This is a genomic window from Peribacillus sp. AS_2 (assembly GCF_026891895.1).
Taxonomy (GTDB): domain Bacteria; phylum Bacillota; class Bacilli; order Bacillales; family DSM-1321; genus Peribacillus; species Peribacillus frigoritolerans.
On the sequence record NZ_JAPTGA010000024.1, the window covers coordinates 1 to 19,485 of the forward strand.

Here is a 19,485-nt window from a genome sequence, read left to right on the forward strand (position 1 = left end):
AAAAAGATCAGCCATCTGGCTGGTCTTTTTTTGCTTAATGCAAAGAAAAATCATTGGATATAAAGGGATTATCAATTATGGAAACTTTTATGAAGACATACACGTATTGAAATTCTTCATCATACATTGTTAAAAGCATCCCCGGGTTCTCTTAAACTATTTAAATCAATGTATGCGAACAATGGTTTTTGGGGAGAATGCAGGTATGGAGGTGGAGATGTTGGGGACAACAACAACCAAAACAACAGCAGGGGAAACGTGCGCGGTTTGTGAACAAGTAAAAGGGATGGGTATACATCTATATACGACTTTTATTTGTGAGGAATGCGAAAGGGATATGATCGGGACGGATACGAACGATCCCAAGTACCAATATTACTTAAAGAAATTAAGAAAAGTCACTAATCCTGAAATATTATCATGAAAAAATAGTTTGTGGAAAGTTAAAGAATCAGAGATAAAAGAAATGTGTGTTTCTTTAGTCTCTGATTCTTTTTTTTGTACTTTAGAAGAATGCTTGGCAACATGCTCCCATGTTTCTGTAAGTTCCCTCCAAACAGACTGTTCAGAGATGCATAATTACCTTTCTGTCGACGCAATATGAGATAAAATTATACTTATTTGATAAAATGAAAAAATACTATGATATGAGGGAAGAGAAAAATGAATCAATCACAGACACCATTGTTCGATGCAATGAGTGCTTTTCATAAAAAAAGCTCCATATCCCTGCATGTCCCAGGGCATAAAAATGGACGGGTGTTTAATAAAAAGGGCCAAGCCTTATACAACCCCCTGCTTGGTATTGATGCCACGGAAATAAGCGGCTTAGATGACCTGCATGCTCCAGAGGGGGCCATTCTAAAGTCCGAGCAACTACTCGCTGATCTATATGGGGTAAAGCGGAGTTATTTTCTCGTTAATGGGTCCACAGTAGGCAACATTGCCATGATTCTTGCTGCTTGCCGGGAAGGTGATAAAGTCCTTGTCCAAAGAAACTGCCATAAATCAATTTTACATGGATTGATGTTAGCGAATGTACAACCCATTTTTTTGCAACCGGATTATTATGAGAAATGGGGCATTGCCGGCGGTGTGGGATCAAATTTAATTGAAGAAGCCTTGAGTGTACATCCAGATGCAAAAGCCATCATTGTTACCTATCCTAATTATTATGGAATTGGTGAAGACTTGACGGAAATGGTAAGACTCGCACATCAAAGGGGGATCCCAGTACTGGTGGACGAGGCACATGGCGCTCATTTTCAGTTAGGAAGTCCGTTTCCCAAGTCGGCCATTTTGGCAGGGGCAGACGCCGTTGTCCATTCAGCGCATAAAACACTGCCGGCCATGACGATGGGGTCATTTCTTCATGTGAATTCATCCTTAATTGATGTTGACCAAGCATCATTCTATTTACAAATGCTTCAGTCCAGCAGTCCATCTTACCCAATTATGGGTTCGCTCGACTTGGCTAGGGCCTATTTAGCCGCTTATACATCAGAAGATAAAAAATTCCTTATTGAAAAGATATCAGACTTCAGAGGAAAACTGGGTGCCCTGCAGACAGTAAGGGTGTTGGAGGCGCCGCCAGGCACCTTGGCAGACCCGCTAAAAGTAGTCATTCAATCAACAAATGGTTTAAGTGGATTTGAGTTACAGCAGCTATGTGAAGCCAAAGGCATTTTTACGGAGTTGGCTGATCCTGATAATTTATTAATGATTTTACCCTTGTTAAAAAGGGGTACCGATTTTCCTTTTCATGAAATCATACAAACTATAAAAAGTGCCACTCAAGACAGAACTGGAAACAAGGAAGCAGATCTTCGGGTCCTCTGGCCTGATGGAAGGTCAATGGCAGGGCTTGAAATGCCCTACTCCGTCATGAAGCATAGCAAAGCAAGACCTGTCCCATTACGGAAAGCAGTCGGAGAGGTATCCGCCGAGATGGTCATTCCTTATCCGCCGGGCATCCCTTTAATTATGTCCGGGGAAATGATTACTCCTGAACATATATCCAATTTGCGGAGACTGCTGGAAATGGGATCAAGGTTTCATGGTGGTTCCTCCCTTTCAAATGGAGAATTAATCGTTTATGAAAGCGGGCAGACGGGTTAAAATGATATACTACATACAAAGAACCTTGGAGGTACATCGATGAAACGTGGTATTTTTATAACAATGGAAGGGCCAGAGGGTGCCGGGAAAACAACCATTACCCAAATGCTTGGCAAGGCTCTGCAACAAGAGGGCTATCAAGTTCTATTAACCCGTGAGCCAGGGGGAGTTCCCATTTCGGAGCAAATTAGGGAAGTGATCCTTAATAAAGATAATACAGCCATGGACTCGAGGACAGAGGCTTTATTATACGCAGCAGCAAGGCGTCAGCATTTAGTGGAAGTGGTCATGCCTGAGCTGGAACGAGGGGGAATTGTCCTCTGTGACCGGTTTATAGATAGCTCGTTAGCCTATCAGGGTCATGCAAGAGGTTTGGATATAGAAGAAGTTTACAATATCAATAAATTTGCAATTGGAGATATGATGCCAGATGCCACGCTCTTTTTTGATATCGACCCGGAAGAGGGATTGAGACGCATCCAGTCCAATGGGGAACGGGAAGTGAACCGGCTGGATCTTGAAGCCCTCGACTTTCATAAAAAAGTTTGTGAAGGGTATCAGTTCATTATAAATAGATGGAAAGAACGTTTCATTATCGTGGATGCTGGCCGGTCAATAGATGAAGTCTTTGAGGAAACGAAAGCCGGCCTATTGGATTTTTTAGCGAAGGCGGGAAACTGATTATATAGGTTTCCATATTATTCAACCAATACTATTTGATATAATGTAGTTAGTAAAAATTCAGAGTAACCGGAGGATGATGAGAATGAAAATGATCATTGCTGTCGTTCAAGACAAGGATAGTCATCGCCTGCTGAATCAATTAGTGGAAAATAATTTCGGAACGACCAAGCTAGCCAGCACTGGCGGGTTTTTAAAATCAGGTAATACGACTTTTATGATTGGAACAGAGGATGAACGTGTTGACCAAGCCATCCAGATCATCAAACAGAATTGTCAGTCACGATCCCAATTAGTTTCACCGGTTTCACCGATGGGCGGGAATGCCGAGTCATATGTACCTTACCCAGTGGAGATTCAAGTGGGCGGTGCGACCATTTTTGTTCTGCCGGTTGAAAACTTTTTACAATTTTAACGGTTAGTTTCAGGGAGGTTCATTATGAAAATCAACCATGATATCCCTATTAAGCCGGATAAATCGCGTCAGGATGCCAAACAATTTCAAACCGGAAATGGAAGGTTTCAACAAATGGTCCAGACACAGGATCAAAAGATGCAAATCCAAACATTAAACCGTTTGATAGGCGATATTGAAGGGGCGGGTCAGCGTTTAGTAAGGTCACGTACTTTTAGGGAATTGGCAAAATATAAAGCATTGGTGAAACGATTTGTTAAAGAAGCGGTTGAATATGGACTGGAACTGAAGCAATCAACGAGCTGGAATGAATATGGACAGAGCCGGCCATTGAAAACCGTGGAAACGATAGATGCAAAATTAGTTGAGTTAAGCGAGGAAATTCTTAATAAAGAGAAAAGTTCGCTTGAAATATTGGAAATGATTAGTGAGATTAAAGGTCTTCTGATTAATTTATATACCTAAGTGAGTTGATGGTTTTGGATAAAACATGGCAGGACATGAGTGAAATTCAGCCGCAGGTAATGACGATGCTGCAAAATAGCATAACGAAGAACAGGGTGGCTCATGCGTATTTATTTGAAGGAGAAAAAGGGACAGGCAAGCAAGAGATAAGCTATGCCTTTGCCAAAAGCTTACTATGTGAAGCCCCGACAGCAGGTTATGAGCCATGCGAACTTTGTCGGAATTGCAAACGGATTTCAAGTGGGAATCATCCAGATGTCCATTTGATAGAAAAAGACGGTCTCTCAATAAAGAAAGAGCAAATCAAGGGGCTTCAGGAAGAATTTTCGAAAAAGAGCGTAGAGGCAGATCGGAAGGTTTATATGATTGCCGATGCTGACAAAATGTCGGTGGGGGCAGCCAACAGTCTATTGAAATTTTTAGAAGAACCTTCGGCTGATACTGTAGCAATATTGATGACCGAACAGCTTCAGAGGATTCTGCCGACTATATTATCAAGGTGCCAAGTGATTTCGTTCAAGCCATTATCTCCGGAGAATGTGAAACGGAAGTTGATAGAACAGGAGTTAGAACCACAGCTGGCCTCAGTTATTGCCCACATCACACAGAATGTGGAAGCTGGAATCGAGCTTAGCCATGATGAATGGTTTGTACAAGCTCAAAAAATAGTGGTAAAATTATATGAAGTGTTAAAACTTAATTCCTTGAAGGCAATGCTGTACCTTCAGACGGATTGGTTCACACACTTTAAAGAAAGAGAACAGGTTGACAGAGGTCTTGATTTGTTACTTCTTATATATAAGGATTTATTATACATTCAGTTGGACAAAAAGGCCTTCGTTGTGTTCCAAAATAAACTGAAGGAATTTGAAACTCACGCTCTTCATCTTTCCCCAAGACGCCTTGCTGAACATATGGGTTGCATTTTGGAAGCAAAAAGGAAGCTGATGTCCAACACGAATCCACAGCTGTTGATGGAACAGCTTGTGCTGAATTTGCAGGAGGGATCATGATTTGTATGATGTTGTAGGTGTCCGTTTTAAAAAGGCGGGCAAAATATACTACTTCGATCCGGGTGAATTCGCAATTCCTAAGGACGATTTTGTAATAGTGGAGACTGTCCGCGGTGTTGAATTCGGTAAAGTCGTTACAGCCCGTAAACAAGTAGATGAAAACGATGTTGTCCTGCCATTGAAAAAAGTACTTCGGGTCGCTGATGCAAAAGATAAGCTGATTGTAGACGAGAATAAGGCGGCTGCAGAAGAGGCTTACACTATATGTTGTCAAAAGGTTGTGGAACATAAGCTGGATATGAAGCTGGTTGATGTGTCATATACTTTCGACAGAAATAAAGTCGTGTTTTATTTTACAGCGGATGGTCGCGTGGATTTCCGTGATTTAGTCAAAGATTTAGCTGCCATATTCAGAACTCGCATAGAACTGCGCCAAATCGGGGTAAGGGATGAGGCAAAGATGCTTGGTGGCATCGGACCTTGTGGCAGAATGCTTTGTTGCTCCACATTTCTTGGAGATTTTGAACCGGTTTCCATCAAAATGGCGAAGGATCAGAATTTATCATTAAACCCTACAAAAATCTCAGGTTTATGCGGTCGATTGATGTGCTGTCTGAAATATGAAAATGATGAGTATGAAAGTGCGAAGGAAATGCTTCCTGATTTAGGTGAAATGATTAATACGCCTGGTGGCAAAGGCAAGGTAGTGGGGCTTAATATTCTAGAACGCGTACTTCAGATTGAACTAATCGGGCAAGAAAGAGTATTAGAGTATACTCTAGATGAGATTCTAAAAGAGGGAGCCGTTTCTATTCAAGCCACAGATTATTAAGGTGGTGGGAGAGCGTGGATAAGAAAAATATTTTTGATTCGGTGACCAATATGGAAACCCAGATAGGCCAATTATATAAGCAGCTTGGAGAATTGAAGCAGAACTTAGCTGAAATCCTTGAGGAAAATCAGTCGGTCAAGCTGGAAAACGAGCATTTGCGCCATCGGTTGGGCCTTGTGGAAGTCGAAAGTGCGCCTGCTGCAGTTAAGGTCAAACAAAAAGTGAAAAACCGTACTCCAAGTGCGGAAAAGGTTATGGATATCGGGGAAGGCTATGATAACTTAGCCCGTATCTATCAAGAAGGCTTTCATATTTGCAATCTGCATTTTGGCAGTTTACGAAAAGAAGGGGATTGCCTGTTCTGTTTATCTTTTTTAAACAAGAAGTGATAATGGATAATATAAAAGATGTTCCATCTCTTTTACGTGATAGATAGACCGTTTACAATATATAGTGATTCGGGGTCTGACGCATACTATGAGTCAGGCCCCTTTTTGTACGACAGTAACTTAGAAGCATGGTCCCTAAACATGCTTTTTCATACATGATTAGGAGGGTAACAGCAATGGTAGAACTTAATGGAGATGAGCGCCTGGATTATCTTTTGGCTGAGAATTTAAGGATCATCCAGAGCCCATCGGTGTTCTCTTTTTCATTAGATGCCGTTTTATTATCAAGGTTCGTGAATGTACCGATTCAAAAAGGGAAAATCGTCGATCTTTGCTCAGGCAATGGGGTCATACCTTTGCTGCTGAGTACAAGAACAAAAGGGACAATTACCGGTGTTGAAATTCAAGAGCGGTTATATGACATGGCCCAGAGGAGCATGGACTATAATGGCGTGACCTCCCAAATCGAGATGATTCATGGAGATATAAAAGAAATTCCAAAGCAGATAGGGTATAGCAAATATGATGTCGTTACTTGCAATCCACCCTATTTCCCGACGCCATCCATCGAGGAAATTAACAAAAATGAGCACTTTGCAATTGCCCGACATGAAATCATGTGTAATCTTGAGGACGTCATGCGGGTTTCAAGCCAATTGCTGCGTCAAGGTGGGAAAGCTGCATTCGTTCATAGACCGGGCCGTCTTATGGATATCCTGCATTTCATGAGGATGTACAGAATTGAACCGAAGCGACTGCAATTCGTTTATCCTAAGAGTTCAAAAGAAGCGAATACGATTCTTATTGAAGGGATAAAGGACGGCAACCCTGATTTAAAGATTCTTCCCCCGCTTGTTGTATATAATGATCAAAATGAGTATAATCCCGAAATTAGAAGGATTCTATATGGAGAGGAATAAGCATTATTTTTATGTTTTAAAGTGCAGGGACGGCAGTTATTATGCTGGGTATACCAATGATTTGCACCGCAGGATTGATGTTCATAATCAAGGCAGGGGCGCTAAGTATACACGTGGCCGGACACCGGTTGAACTGATTTATCATGAAATATTCGAAACACGGACATTGGCCATGCAGGCTGAATATAAATTTAAGCAATTAACAAGAAAACAAAAGGAAAAGTGGATGGCAAAGGAGGATACATGATATGTGGCAGCAAAAGAGTTTTGAAAAAGAAGGATTGGAGCCGGCTCTATATCTGGTTCCTACACCGATAGGAAACCTTGAGGATATGAGTTTCCGGGCTTTAAGAATCTTAAAGGAAGCGGATGTCATTGCTGCTGAGGACACGCGAAATACGAAGAAATTATGTAACTACTTTGAAATTTCGACACCTATCGTCAGCTATCATGAACATAATAAGGAATATAGCGGGAAGCAAATGCTTGAGAGGCTTCGATCTGGAGAGGTCATCGCATTAGTAAGTGATGCTGGCTTGCCGACGATATCCGACCCGGGATATGAACTGGTCAAAGATGCCATTGCCGAACAGTTTAAAGTCATTCCGTTGCCGGGGGCAAATGCTGCATTAACTGCATTGATCGCATCTGGACTGGTTCCCCAGCCTTTTTACTTCTATGGTTTTTTACAAAGGGGAGCAAAAGAAAAAAAGCAGGAACTGGAAAAGTTAAAAAAAATGGAATCAACTTGGATCGTTTATGAATCGCCACATCGATTGAAAGAAACATTGAAACATATGCATGAAATTTTAGGTGACCGTCGTATAGTATTATGCCGGGAGTTAACCAAGAAATTTGAAGAGTTCATTAGAGGGACTGTGAGTGAGGCCTTGACATGGGCGGTGGAGTCCGAAATTCGCGGTGAGTTCTGTTTAATAATTGAAGGCGGGCAATGGTCGGAGGATGAATCGGAAGAAGCTTGGTGGATGGCCCTAGATATCGTCGGTCATGTTAATCATTATATAGAAACCAAGGAGTTCACTTCAAAGGACGCAATCAAGCAGGTCGCAAAAGATCGCAATATGCAAAAACGCGATGTATATCAAGCTTTTCACATTGATATACAATAATAATAAGCATAAAAAAACTTCCGAAGAACGGAAGTTTTTTTATCATTTATTTAGAAGCAGTGAAGCTTTGTTGAATTTCTTGAATAAGTAATTCTGCACCTTCACGACTAAGAATCAATTTACCATTAGCAAGTGTAAGGTTGTTATCGGAAACTTCACCTGTAACTTGGCAAGTCATGTTTGGTTTGTATTTTTTCAAGATGATGCGCTCATCATCCACATAGATTTCAAGAGCGTCCTTCTCAGCGATACCCAATGTACGACGAAGTTCGATTGGAATAACCACCCGGCCTAACTCATCAACTTTACGAACAATACCTGTAGATTTCATTTAAAAAATTCTCCTCTCAGTTACAATCTAGTACCCTATTTCTATTTTTTTCGCCATTATTCGACAAATTTTTTTATAAATTTATAATACCAGCCATTCCCAAATTCGTCAATGATTTATTTTCATTTTTTTGTAAGAAATAGCAGGGGCCATTTCGTGTGACAAAAGGGCTTTTAAAGAGAAAAAATGGGTTATGCCTTTAAAGTAAAGAAATGCAGGATACAAAGAACTGCTCCCTTCACCACATTTCGACAAAGTATGCATATGAAAACATACTTCCCTATTATATGATTAAATATATTTTAGTTTCAAAACAAAAGTTCTGAATTAAGGATAATTTTCTGAAAAAGTTTACGAATATGTGAGTTGTTGCACAAAAAAAGAAATTTAGGTATATTTTGTTGAGGTAAGAGGTAATGCTGACAGAAGGGAAGTACCCTTATTTTTAAGTTGAGTCTACTTATTATTTTTTTATTCTATTAACATGAAGATTAGATTAGTGATTATTGTCGCACAGAATTGTATATAGCGTTAAAATAGAGATAATAGCTTAAATATATTCCTATGGCTTGGGCCAGTCCCATAGCCGGTTTTTCAAATGATAAGGAGGGAACGAAGTGCAAGATAAATTAAAAACATTCTATATCACGACACCCATATATTATCCGAGTGGCAATTTACATATAGGGCACGCGTATACGACAGTGGCAGGGGATGCCATGGCTCGTTATAAAAGGATGCGTGGCTTTGATGTCATGTATTTAACAGGAACTGATGAACATGGTCAAAAAATCCAGCGTAAAGCGGCTGAGGAAGGAATCACTCCACAGCAATATGTAGATAATATCGTATCAGGGATTAAAGAACTCTGGGAAAAGCTTGATATTTCATATGATGATTTCATTAGGACGACGGAAGATCGCCATAAAGAGGTCGTAGCCAAGATTTTCAAAAGGTTATTGGACCAGGGTGATATATATTTAGACCAATATGAAGGATTATACTGTACACCTTGCGAATCTTTCTTCACGGAACGTCAAGTCGAAGAGAGCAATGGAAACTGTCCTGATTGCGGCAGGCCTGTTGAAAAGGTGAAAGAGGAATCTTATTTCTTTAAGATGAGTAAATATGCGGATCGGTTACTTAAGTTTTATGAGGAAAACCCGGATTTCATTCAGCCGGAATCCCGCAAAAACGAAATGATCAATAACTTCATCAAGCCTGGATTGGAAGATCTGGCCGTTTCACGTACTACTTTCGATTGGGGCATCAAGGTGCCGGGAGATCCAAAGCATGTCATTTATGTCTGGATAGATGCTTTGACCAATTATATAACGGCATTAGGGTATGGAACGGACAATGATTCTAAATACTTGAATTATTGGCCGGCAGATGTACATCTGGTCGGAAAGGAAATCGTTCGTTTCCATACAATTTATTGGCCGATCATGTTAATGGCTCTTGACGTGCCGCTTCCAAAGAAAGTCTTCGCCCACGGATGGCTTCTCATGAAAGATGGTAAAATGTCCAAATCAAAAGGAAATGTAGTGGATCCCGTTACATTGATCGATCGTTACGGTTTGGATTCTTTACGCTACTATTTATTGCGTGAAGTACCATTTGGTTCCGATGGGGTATTTACACCGGAAGGGTTTGTGGAACGGATCAATTTTGACCTGGCCAATGATTTAGGGAATTTATTAAATCGAACAGTTGCAATGGTCAATAAATATTTTGATGGTGTGATTCCAAATTACGAAGGATCCAATGGCGAATTCGAAAAAGCTTTGCTTGAAATGAACCAAGAAACGGTTGGCAAGTATGAGGAAGCAATGGAAAAAATGGAATTTTCAGTTGCACTGACATCCATTTGGCAACTCGTGAGCAGAACAAATAAATTCATTGATGAGACCCAGCCATGGACTCTTGCTAAAGATGAATCAAAGAAACAAGACCTTGCCAGTGTCATGGTTCATTTGGCGGAATCATTACGCAGGACGGCAATCCTTTTGAAACCATTCTTGACGCAAACACCGGAAAAGATCTTTGCTCAGCTTAGCATCAAAGATGATGTGTTGAAATCCTGGGACAGTTTAGCGGAGTTCGGTCAAATTCCTGCTGAAACAAAAGTCTTGAAGGGAGACCCGATCTTCCCTCGTTTGGATATGGAAGAGGAAGTTTTATATATTAAAGAACAAATGCAGGGGGATGCCCCTAAGGCCGAGGAAAAAGTGGAAGAGACGATTCCCGAGGTTGATGAAATCACTATTGATGACTTTACAAAAGTGGAGCTGCGTGTTGCTGAGGTAATGGCAGTTGAGCCTGTAAAGAAGGCGGATAAGCTTCTTAAACTTCAGCTTGATTTGGGTTATGAGAAACGGCAAGTCGTATCAGGCATTGCACAGCACTATAAACCAGAAGATTTAGTGGGCAAAAAAGTGATATGTGTCACGAATTTGAAACCAGTTAAACTTCGTGGCGAGCTCTCTCAAGGAATGATTTTGGCGGGAAGCCAGGATGATGTGCTCTCGGTCGCTACAATAGATTCATCGATTCCAAATGGTTCGAAGGTGAAATAAACGGATGAAAACATAAAGGTGTTTCATATGAAACATTTTTATGTTTTTTTTTTATGCTTTTGGAAAAAGTAACGTAATATAGGTTTAGTTTTTGGTTCTACATTTATTAATTGGGCATACTGCCTCTTTTGTAATCTGTTTGTTACCTAAATGTGAAACATAAAACTTTCATTTTTTTATAAAATAGTGCTAGAAAGGAAGAAAAATAATGTTATTTGACACACATGTACATGTTAATGCGGAACAATTCAACGAGGATCTCGAAGACGTAATAGAAAGAGCTAAGGAAGCAGGGGTCGATAATATGGTAGTCGTTGGTTTTGACCGGCCTACCATTATAAGGGCAATGGAATTAATAGAAACTTATGATTTCATGTATGCCGCAGTCGGATGGCATCCTGTGGATGCTATAGATATGACAGAAGACGACTTACAATGGATCGAGGAATTATCCAATCATCCAAAGGTTGTGGCCATTGGGGAGATGGGCCTGGATTATCATTGGGATAAATCTCCGAAAGATGTTCAAATGGAGGTGTTCAGGAAGCAGATTCGATTGGCCAAAAAGGTGGGTCTGCCCATTATCATCCATAATCGGGAAGCGACCGCGGATATCGTGAACATACTGAAGGAAGAAGAGGCATCAAGGGTTGGGGGCATCATGCATTGCTTTAGCGGAAGTGCAGAAACGGCTATGGAGTGCATCAATATGAATTTTTATATTTCATTGGGAGGCCCAGTGACCTTCAAGAATGCAAAAAAACCAAAGGAAGTGGCAGCAGCCGTACCTTTAGACCGTTTACTGATTGAGACTGATTGTCCATACTTGGCTCCACATCCATATAGAGGGAAGCGTAATGAACCTTCATATGTGAAACTTGTCGCTGAACAAATTGCAGAAATCAAACAGCTTACAATAGAGGAAGTTTCCCAGGCAACAACGGAAAATGCCAAGAAATTATTCGGCATTAACTGACATTTTTTTTTACAATATCTCCTGGGGTTTGCTAGCTAAAATCGATTTTTTTAAGGTTTCAACAAATTTCACTCCAACTATAGGCTTATTATGTCGAGAAGTCGCCCTTTCCTTTTCAATATGGAATATGCATAATAGGTAGTAATTTCCTGAATGAGAAGTGAATGGGTTGACAGCTTGATAACTAAGTCTATATAATCACCGGGAGGAAGGAGGAGTTTTTCATTCTATTAAAAACTATGAAAAACCTTATTCCCAAACCTTTTGGGAAGAAGAGAATGGCAATGGCCATTTGCAGTGCTATTCTTGTTTCTACAGCATTGGGAATACTTATATATCAAGGAACAAAGGATACAGTAACAATCATGCTAGATGGAAAAAAAGAGGTAGTGCGTACACACGCGGCTACTGTAAATGATATGTTGGAAGATTTAGAGATTAAGGTTCAAGCCGCAGATTATGTCCACCCATCAAGAGCCACAAAGGTTGATGATGATTTGGAGGTGGTTTGGAAGCCTGCACAAAAAATCGTCATGGTACAGGATGGTAAGAAGAAGGAAGTCTGGTCCACCGCAAATACGGTAGATGAACTTTTAAAAGACCAAAATCTAAGTGTGAAGGAACAGGATAAGATCACCCCTTCAAAAAGTACGAAGCTGAAAGCGAATATGGAAGTTGCCATAGACAAAGCCTTTTCACTGAAATTAGTGGTGGGTGGAGACGAAAAGCAGGTATGGTCAACTTCGACTACTGTCGCTGACTTTTTAAAGCAACAAGGAGTAAAACTCAATGATTTGGATCGAGTTGAGCCAGAATTAACCGAAAAAGTTAAAGCTGAGAATACGGTAAACGTAGTTCGAATTGAAAAAGTCACCGATGTAGTGGAAGAACCAGTTGACTTTGCTGTCATAACTAAAAAAGATGACTCTTTATCAAAAGGGAAAGAGAAAATTGTCAAAGAAGGAAAAGATGGACTCGTTTCCAAGAAATATGAAGTTGTTAAAGAAAATGGCAAAGAGGTCAAAAGAGAATTACTTTCAGAAAAAGTAGTTAATAAAAAGCAGGATAAAGTTGTAACGGTCGGAACTCGAACGACGGTTGCGCAGGCATCACGGGGAGTAACTAACGTTAGTTCTTCAAGTGGAAAGGAAATATACGTATCTTCAACAGCTTATACTGCCAGTTGTAAGGGCTGTTCCGGAGTCACGTCCACAGGAGTAAATCTAAAGAGTAATCCGGGTGCGAAAATCATTGCTGTCGATCCAAGCGTAATTCCCATGGGGTCGAAAGTATATGTAGAGGGATATGGCTATGCTGTAGCAGCTGATAAAGGCGGAGCAATAAAGGGAAATAGGATTGACGTCTTCTTTTCTTCAAAAAACGATGCCTATCGCTGGGGTGTAAAGAGAGTAAAGATTCGCGTATTGGACTAATAAGGTTTCTCTCGCAGGAGATGAATTCGTCTCCTGTTTTTTGCGTTTTATTTTCCATTTGTTGAAAAACCCCATGTAAAACTGTTTTAATAAGATAGACGTCTCACCATTCCATAAGATTTCAAAATATGCGTGTAAACTTTCATAAATGATCTTCTCTACCCAAAAAAATTTTTACGGGGGACCGGTTACGTTTATCCAAGAGCTAATCAAAGCGCTTGCGCTTTTCTGTATGGAGGAAACCATGAAAAAGATTAAAGAAATTATTATTGTAGAAGGAAAAGACGATACGGTGGCGATAAAAAGGGCTGTTAATGCTGATACAATAGAAACCAATGGATCAGCGGTGAATGAGTCCTGTATTGAACAGGTGAGGCTTGCACAAAAGACACGTGGAGCCATCATTTTCACTGACCCTGATTTTCCTGGTCAAAAAATCAGGAATATCATTTCAGAACAAGTAAAAGGGTGTAAACACGCCTTTTTAACGAAGAAGGAAGCCCTTCCTAAGTCAGGTAGAGGAATTGGTGTGGAACATGCTTCTCCTGAGGCAATTCGTAATGCTTTAAAGGATGCCCAAATAATGGATGAAGAGGCTTCAGAAGAGATTTCACAGCAGGATTTAATAGATGCAGGTTTAATCGGGGGATCCGGTGCCAAGGAACGAAGGGAAAAACTTGGATCTATATTAAAAATCGGGTTTACCAATGGTAAACAGTTATATAAGAGATTAAAAATGTTCCAAATATCAACTGAGGCTTTTGAAAAAGCGGTGGTACAGATAATTCAGGAGGAAAAAAATGAATAAGGATATTGCAACCCCTGTCAGAACGAAAGAAATATTAAAGAAGTACGGATTCTCCTTTAAAAAAAGCTTAGGCCAAAACTTTTTAATCGATACGAATATCTTGAAACGTATTGTCGAACATGCCAATTTGACAGAGGAAAGCGGCGCCATCGAAATTGGGCCGGGAATCGGGGCATTGACGGAACAACTGGCGAAAAGCAGCAAAAAGGTTGCGGCCTTTGAGATTGATCAGCGTCTACTGCCCATTTTATCGGATACACTGTCTCCCTATAACAATGTAAACATCATTCACGGGGATGTTCTTAAGGCTGATGTCAAGAAGGTCATCGAGGATGAATTTGCTGGATTCTCAGACTTGATGGTTGTTGCAAACCTGCCATACTATGTCACGACACCGATCATTTTAAAGCTATTGTCCGAGGACTTGCCCATTAGAGGCATCGTGTGCATGCTACAAAAAGAAGTGGCTGACCGAATTGCCGCAAAACCTGGGACAAAGGAATATGGTTCTTTATCCATTGCCATTCAATATTATACAGAAGCCGAAACAGTGATGATCGTACCAAAAACGGTATTCATGCCTCAGCCTAATGTTGATTCAGCTGTAATCCGCCTTACTAGGCGTGTGAAGCCAATCGTCGAGGTCCTGGATGAGGATTTCTTATTCACTGTGACCCGGGCGTGCTTTGCACAGCGTCGGAAAACGATTTTAAATAACTTGACCAGTCAGATGCCAGATGGTAAATCAAAAAAGGAACACATACTTGCCGCTCTCGAAGCCGCGGAAGTGGATCCTTCCAGACGGGGCGAAACATTGAGCATCAAAGAATTTGGCCGCTTAAGTGATGCGTTATTGCCAAACTTCAAATAAAGAAAATGTGAAAGATTCAAGTCGGAATGGGCTCACTCCCAGCTTCCGGCTTTTTTTGTTTTGAAATTGCTCCATCATCATGGAACATACCCGAAAATGTAGCCAATCTCCACCTTTCACCATTCAAGATTGATTCGCATAACTTAAGAATGAAAATAAACTAGGGCGGGCTGAAAATAAGTCTTCTCATGGGGTGGGGCCATGAATATTCAAATAAACGATATTGTTGGTCGGGTTTCTTATAAATGCGACGTGTTGTTCCGGGTAATTGATATCCGCGATATTGACGGAAGGCGTGAAGCTATTCTTTATGGGGAAGATATTCGACTGATTGCAGATGCACCTTTTCAAGATTTAATGATTATTAATGATAATGAAAGAAATGATCGACAAAGGTCGAATGAGGTACTACAAGAACAATCTGACCGCTTATTAACGCAAGATCTAGAGCTGCAACAACAAAAAAACGGCTATCAATCCAGTAATGGCTATCGGTATAGCGGTGAATATTTCCAAATACCAGGGAGGGTGCTCCATGTTGATGGGGATGCATCTTACTTAAGGAAATGCATGGATCTATATCAGAAATTCGGTATTCCGGTCAATGGCATCTATTGCAATGAAAAGGAAATGCCCCAAAGGATCGGGGGGTTGCTGGATCATTATCGGCCGGACATTCTTGTTGTCACCGGTCATGATGCCTATTCAAAATCAAAAGGACCGATGTCCGATATTAATGCCTACCGTCACTCAAAGGATTTTGTACAGACAGTTAGAGAAGCGAGAAGGAGGGTTTCTCATTTAGACCAACTGATTATATTTGCCGGGGCTTGTCAGTCGCATTTTGAATCGCTGATCCAAGCGGGTGCAAATTTCGCAAGTTCTCCTTCCCGAGTTAATATACATGCTCTTGATCCGGTATATATCGTCGGAAAGATAAGCTTTACGCCTTTTTCCGATCATATTCATGTATGGGATGTCCTTCGGAATACATTAACGGGAGAGAAGGGGCTGGGGGGAATTGAGACAAAAGGGGTGTTACGGACCGGGTTGCCTTTCAAGCCATTTCAGGAAGAATGAACGAGCTGCATTTTGAAAGAATGCAGCTTGCTTTTGGCAGGGGGAGAATTCGGATATCCTCACAAAAAAATGGGTTATTTGTGGAGCGATGTTCGTAGGCAATGATTTAATTACGAAAATTCGGCTTAATAAATAATGGAATAGTTCGTTTACATAATTTTTCATTTCCCAGGATATAATAAAATTGTTCGCGATTTTGCCGAATTTCAGATAAAAATATATTGACTACATTTTTAAGTGCTGATATAATTTATTATTTTGTTTGCGTATATTTCTAAATTGTGATATACTTAACTTAGTGAGGTGGACCGAAAATGCCAAAAACTCTAGCTGATATTAAAACTGCACTTGATTCAAACCTGGGTAAAAGATTGCTCTTAAAAGCAAACGGTGGAAGAAGAAAGACTGTAGAACGATTTGGAACTTTGGCGGAAACTTATCCGGCTGTTTTTGTAATTGAGCTCGACCAAGATGAAAATGCGTTTGAAAGAGTATCTTACAGCTATGCGGATGTTTTAACGGAAACCGTAGAACTAACATTTTTAAACAAACAACAAGAGATGTAACTTAGACGAAGCAGCTAACAATTTTGTTTGCTGCTTTTTGTTTTGTATAAAATATCCTGTGAGTCCCAATAAAGGCTTAAAAAGGATGTAATGAAATAGAGTATGTTGCAAACACTAGGCATGTGACGGCATGTGAAAGGGGTTGCTTCGCTTGAGCAGGAAAAAAGGGATTATGTCAAATGATCTTAAAGAGGAATTGGCTAAGGAACTTGGATTTTACGATGTTGTCCAGAAAGAAGGCTGGGGAGGAATCCGGGCCAGGGATGCAGGAAACATGGTAAAACTTGCGATCGAAAAAGCACAACGTCAATTGGTGAACAAAGAGTAATATAAAACACTTAATTGTATCATGCCGTCATGTTGATGGAGGCCGGACTCTTTATACAATGTATAGCTCTATTCATTTTTGCTTACATTGTAGTTAAGGAGTCTGGTTTTTTTATGTATCGGTGAATGCTATATGGATATGTAGCAAGTCTTTTGGGATGCAGGAAGTGGCTGCTCCCCAATGTGCCTACATGTGTCTATTCTCCTCTAAGGGCCAATCTTAGTTTCATTACATTGAAATTACAATGAAAAAACCTTTAGAATATAAACAAATATGATAGAATAGGACAAGAACTTTTAAGAACGTTAAAGTAGGTGGACATATTGAAGCTTATGGAAAAAGCCCCGGCTAAAATTAATTTGGCTTTGGATGTGCTTTTCAAACGGCCTGATGGGTATCATGAGGTGGAAATGATCATGACGACAGTCGACCTTGCCGATAGAATTGAACTAAAGGAAATAACGGGAAATCATATTCAAATTCTATCCCATAATCGATTTGTTCCGGATGATCATCGGAATTTGGCTTATCAAGCTGCATTTATTCTAAAGGAACGTTTTGGGATCAATAAAGGTGTTTCCATAACTATAGAGAAAAATATACCTGTAGCCGCAGGACTTGCTGGTGGCAGCAGTGATGCCGCAGCAACCTTAAGAGGCTTAAATAGACTGTGGAAGCTTGGTCTTTCCATGGATGAACTTGCGGAAATCGGAGCTGAAATTGGCTCTGATGTTTCATTTTGTGTATATGGAGGTACGGCATTGGCCAGAGGGCGCGGGGAAAAAATCACGCATCTTCCTGCACCGCCAAAGTGCTGGGTCATCTTGGCCAAACCGACGATCGGCGTTTCGACTGCCGATATATACAAAAGGCTCCAAACTTCAAAAATGGAGCATCCGGATGTACCTGGAATGATTTCGGCTATTATGGAAAACAATTATCACGATGTATGTGAAGGGTTGGGGAATGTTCTTGAACAAGTGACATTGCAGTTATACCCGGAGGTTGCGAACATTAAAGATCAAATGAAGACATTTGGAGCAGATTCGGTCTTGATGAGCGGAAGCGGTCCGACCGTTTTTGGTTTGGTGGAACATGATTCGCGAATGCAGAGGATTTACAATGGTCTTCGTGGATTTTGTGATCAAGTCTATGCGGTCCGTTTGTTAGGTGATCGAAACAATCTTGAATAGAAACGTACATTAATGGTATAGTTGCTATATAATATTCGGAATTCACAAAGGGGGTGTCTCAATGAAATTTCGTCGCAGCGAGAGGCTAGTCGATATGACCAATTATTTATTAGAACATCCAGGGGAACTTGTTTCGCTGACTTATTTTGCGGAAAGATATAGTTCGGCAAAGTCCTCGATCAGTGAAGATTTGACAATCATCAAGGATACCTTTGAACAACGCGGGATAGGTTCTTTGACAACCGTTCCAGGTGCGGCCGGTGGAGTGAAATATATTGTTTCCATCAAGGAAGAAGAAGTCAATGCCTTCATTGACGGATTATGCGATACGATCGCTAGTCCCGAAAGGCTACTTCCTGGCGGTTATCTATATATGACAGACATTTTAGGACATCCGCAAACCGTGAATAAGGTTGGAAGGATAATCGCCTCAATGTATGCCAAGAAAAATGTCTCAGTCATCATGACAATGGCAACCAAAGGGATATCATTGGCATACGCCGTGGCAAATTATTTGAATGTTCCAGTTGTCATTGTAAGCAGGAATAATAAAGTAACGGAAGGTTCTACAGTGAGCATCAATTATGTTTCAGGCTCTTCAAAGAGGATCCAGACTATGGTACTCTCTAAGAGAAGCTTGGTTGAAGGTTCGAATGTATTGATTGTAGACGATTTCATGAAGGCTGGGGGTACCATTAACGGTATGGTCAGTCTATTGGATGAATTCAAGGCAACAGTTGCCGGAATTGCGGTGCTGGTCGAATCCGAACATACGGAGGAGTGCCTTGTCGAGGACTATGTTTCCTTAATCAAGTTGACACAGGTGGTCGAAAGAGACAAGGAAATCAAGGTCAGCCGTGGGAATTATTTTACGAAAAAGGAATAGGGGGAATCATTTCATGAAAACGATACATACGGATGAAGCACCGGCAGCGATCGGACCATATTCACAAGGCGTGATCGTGGATACGTTATTTTTCAGTTCGGGACAGATCCCGCTTACTGCTTCTGGTGAGATGGTGACAGGGGATGTCAAGGAACAAACACACCAGGTCTTTAAGAATCTCCAAGCTGTATTGAAAGAAGCCGGGGCTTCATTGGAAACTGTCATTAAGGCTACAGTATTCATTAAAAGTATGGACGATTTCGGTTCGATTAATGAAATATACGGAGAATACTTTTCTGCTCACAAACCTGCCCGCTCTTGTGTCGAGGTTGCTCGCCTTCCTAAAGATGCACTAGTGGAAATAGAAGTGGTAGCGCTCGTTAAATAAACGGGCGTTTTTTTATTTTTCAGGGCATTCGTAATGGGTAATTATCCTGCAATATATGGGTGATTTTTAATATTTTTAAAAAC

General features: G+C 40.7%; 23 protein-coding genes. 22 read left to right on the top strand and 1 reads right to left on the bottom strand.

Annotation, left to right across the window (positions count from 1 at the left end):
• Positions 1 to 205: 205 nt before the first annotated feature.
• From OTG27_RS25075 to rsmI, 11 genes are all read left to right on the top strand, one after another.
• Complete coding sequence (locus OTG27_RS25075) at positions 206 to 424, top strand: sigma factor G inhibitor Gin (RefSeq protein WP_082609258.1); 219 nt, start codon at positions 206 to 208, stop codon at positions 422 to 424.
• Between the two features lie 239 nt (positions 425 to 663).
• The gene (locus tag OTG27_RS25080) at positions 664 to 2,118 is read left to right on the top strand and encodes an aminotransferase class I/II-fold pyridoxal phosphate-dependent enzyme (protein ID WP_268938463.1); all 1,455 of its coding nucleotides are present in this window, start codon (positions 664 to 666) and stop codon (positions 2,116 to 2,118) included.
• A gap of 39 nt (positions 2,119 to 2,157) precedes the next feature.
• On the top strand, positions 2,158 to 2,799 hold the full coding sequence (tmk, locus tag OTG27_RS25085) for a dTMP kinase (protein ID WP_034316371.1): 642 nt from the start codon (positions 2,158 to 2,160) through the stop codon (positions 2,797 to 2,799).
• A gap of 85 nt (positions 2,800 to 2,884) precedes the next feature.
• Positions 2,885 to 3,214, top strand: coding sequence for a cyclic-di-AMP receptor (locus tag OTG27_RS25090; RefSeq protein WP_034316369.1), 330 nt, complete (start codon positions 2,885 to 2,887; stop codon positions 3,212 to 3,214).
• 24 nt (positions 3,215 to 3,238) lie between these two features.
• Entirely contained in the window at positions 3,239 to 3,679 is a 441-nt protein-coding gene (locus tag OTG27_RS25095) for a YaaR family protein (protein WP_268938464.1), read from the top strand.
• 8 nt (positions 3,680 to 3,687) lie between these two features.
• Positions 3,688 to 4,692, top strand: coding sequence for a DNA polymerase III subunit delta' (holB, locus tag OTG27_RS25100; RefSeq protein WP_374941287.1), 1,005 nt, complete (start codon positions 3,688 to 3,690; stop codon positions 4,690 to 4,692).
• 1 nt (position 4,693) lies between these two features.
• Complete coding sequence (locus tag OTG27_RS25105; protein WP_048689969.1) at positions 4,694 to 5,524, top strand: PSP1 domain-containing protein; 831 nt, start codon at positions 4,694 to 4,696, stop codon at positions 5,522 to 5,524.
• Between the two features lie 14 nt (positions 5,525 to 5,538).
• A complete protein-coding gene (yabA, locus tag OTG27_RS25110) occupies positions 5,539 to 5,913 on the top strand; it encodes a DNA replication initiation control protein YabA (protein ID WP_034316364.1) in 375 nt (124 codons plus the stop codon).
• A gap of 176 nt (positions 5,914 to 6,089) precedes the next feature.
• Complete coding sequence (locus tag OTG27_RS25115; protein ID WP_034316362.1) at positions 6,090 to 6,833, top strand: tRNA1(Val) (adenine(37)-N6)-methyltransferase; 744 nt, start codon at positions 6,090 to 6,092, stop codon at positions 6,831 to 6,833.
• Complete coding sequence (locus OTG27_RS25120; RefSeq protein ID WP_034316360.1) at positions 6,820 to 7,080, top strand: GIY-YIG nuclease family protein; 261 nt, start codon at positions 6,820 to 6,822, stop codon at positions 7,078 to 7,080. The genes OTG27_RS25115 and OTG27_RS25120 overlap by 14 nt, the downstream gene beginning before the upstream one ends.
• 1 nt (position 7,081) lies before the next feature.
• Positions 7,082 to 7,963 (top strand): 16S rRNA (cytidine(1402)-2'-O)-methyltransferase, encoded by an 882-nt coding sequence (rsmI, locus tag OTG27_RS25125; RefSeq protein ID WP_057276488.1) that lies wholly within the window; start codon positions 7,082 to 7,084, stop codon positions 7,961 to 7,963.
• A gap of 46 nt (positions 7,964 to 8,009) precedes the next feature.
• Here rsmI and OTG27_RS25130 read toward each other — a convergent pair whose 3' ends face one another.
• Positions 8,010 to 8,294, bottom strand: coding sequence for a transition state genes transcriptional regulator AbrB (locus OTG27_RS25130; RefSeq protein WP_034316356.1), 285 nt, complete (start codon positions 8,292 to 8,294; stop codon positions 8,010 to 8,012).
• A 617-nt stretch (positions 8,295 to 8,911) separates the two neighbouring features.
• Between OTG27_RS25130 and metG the strand changes: the two genes are divergently transcribed.
• The 11 genes from metG (at position 8,912) to OTG27_RS25185 (ending at position 19,402) form a co-directional block, all read left to right on the top strand.
• Complete coding sequence (gene metG / locus OTG27_RS25135) at positions 8,912 to 10,873, top strand: methionine--tRNA ligase (protein WP_268938466.1); 1,962 nt, start codon at positions 8,912 to 8,914, stop codon at positions 10,871 to 10,873.
• 208 nt (positions 10,874 to 11,081) lie between these two features.
• Positions 11,082 to 11,849 carry a TatD family hydrolase gene (locus tag OTG27_RS25140; RefSeq protein ID WP_057276490.1) on the top strand — a complete coding sequence of 256 codons (768 nt, stop codon included), beginning with the start codon at positions 11,082 to 11,084 and terminating at the stop codon, positions 11,847 to 11,849.
• A 278-nt stretch (positions 11,850 to 12,127) separates the two neighbouring features.
• The gene (locus OTG27_RS25145; RefSeq protein WP_268938467.1) at positions 12,128 to 13,282 is read left to right on the top strand and encodes a G5 and 3D domain-containing protein; all 1,155 of its coding nucleotides are present in this window, start codon (positions 12,128 to 12,130) and stop codon (positions 13,280 to 13,282) included.
• Positions 13,283 to 13,526: 244 nt separating this feature from the next.
• The gene (gene rnmV, locus OTG27_RS25150) at positions 13,527 to 14,090 is read left to right on the top strand and encodes a ribonuclease M5 (RefSeq protein ID WP_098186204.1); all 564 of its coding nucleotides are present in this window, start codon (positions 13,527 to 13,529) and stop codon (positions 14,088 to 14,090) included.
• Positions 14,083 to 14,961: a 16S rRNA (adenine(1518)-N(6)/adenine(1519)-N(6))-dimethyltransferase RsmA gene (rsmA, locus tag OTG27_RS25155; protein WP_034316346.1), complete on the top strand. Its 879-nt coding sequence runs from the start codon at positions 14,083 to 14,085 to the stop codon at positions 14,959 to 14,961. Before rnmV ends, rsmA begins: the two co-directional genes overlap by 8 nt.
• 201 nt (positions 14,962 to 15,162) lie before the next feature.
• Positions 15,163 to 16,041, top strand: a complete 879-nt coding sequence (gene yabG, locus OTG27_RS25160; protein WP_048689999.1) for a sporulation peptidase YabG — start codon at positions 15,163 to 15,165, stop codon at positions 16,039 to 16,041.
• Positions 16,042 to 16,355: 314 nt separating this feature from the next.
• Complete coding sequence (gene veg / locus OTG27_RS25165; RefSeq protein WP_034316343.1) at positions 16,356 to 16,607, top strand: biofilm formation stimulator Veg; 252 nt, start codon at positions 16,356 to 16,358, stop codon at positions 16,605 to 16,607.
• A gap of 151 nt (positions 16,608 to 16,758) precedes the next feature.
• Positions 16,759 to 16,935 carry a small, acid-soluble spore protein, alpha/beta type gene (locus OTG27_RS25170; RefSeq protein ID WP_034316340.1) on the top strand — a complete coding sequence of 59 codons (177 nt, stop codon included), beginning with the start codon at positions 16,759 to 16,761 and terminating at the stop codon, positions 16,933 to 16,935.
• Positions 16,936 to 17,258: 323 nt separating this feature from the next.
• A complete protein-coding gene (gene ispE, locus OTG27_RS25175; protein WP_034316338.1) occupies positions 17,259 to 18,128 on the top strand; it encodes a 4-(cytidine 5'-diphospho)-2-C-methyl-D-erythritol kinase in 870 nt (289 codons plus the stop codon).
• A 61-nt stretch (positions 18,129 to 18,189) separates the two neighbouring features.
• Positions 18,190 to 19,014, top strand: a complete 825-nt coding sequence (gene purR / locus OTG27_RS25180) for a pur operon repressor (RefSeq protein WP_057276492.1) — start codon at positions 18,190 to 18,192, stop codon at positions 19,012 to 19,014.
• A gap of 13 nt (positions 19,015 to 19,027) precedes the next feature.
• Positions 19,028 to 19,402, top strand: a complete 375-nt coding sequence (locus tag OTG27_RS25185) for a RidA family protein (protein WP_034316334.1) — start codon at positions 19,028 to 19,030, stop codon at positions 19,400 to 19,402.
• The last annotated feature ends 83 nt before the right edge of the window (positions 19,403 to 19,485 follow it).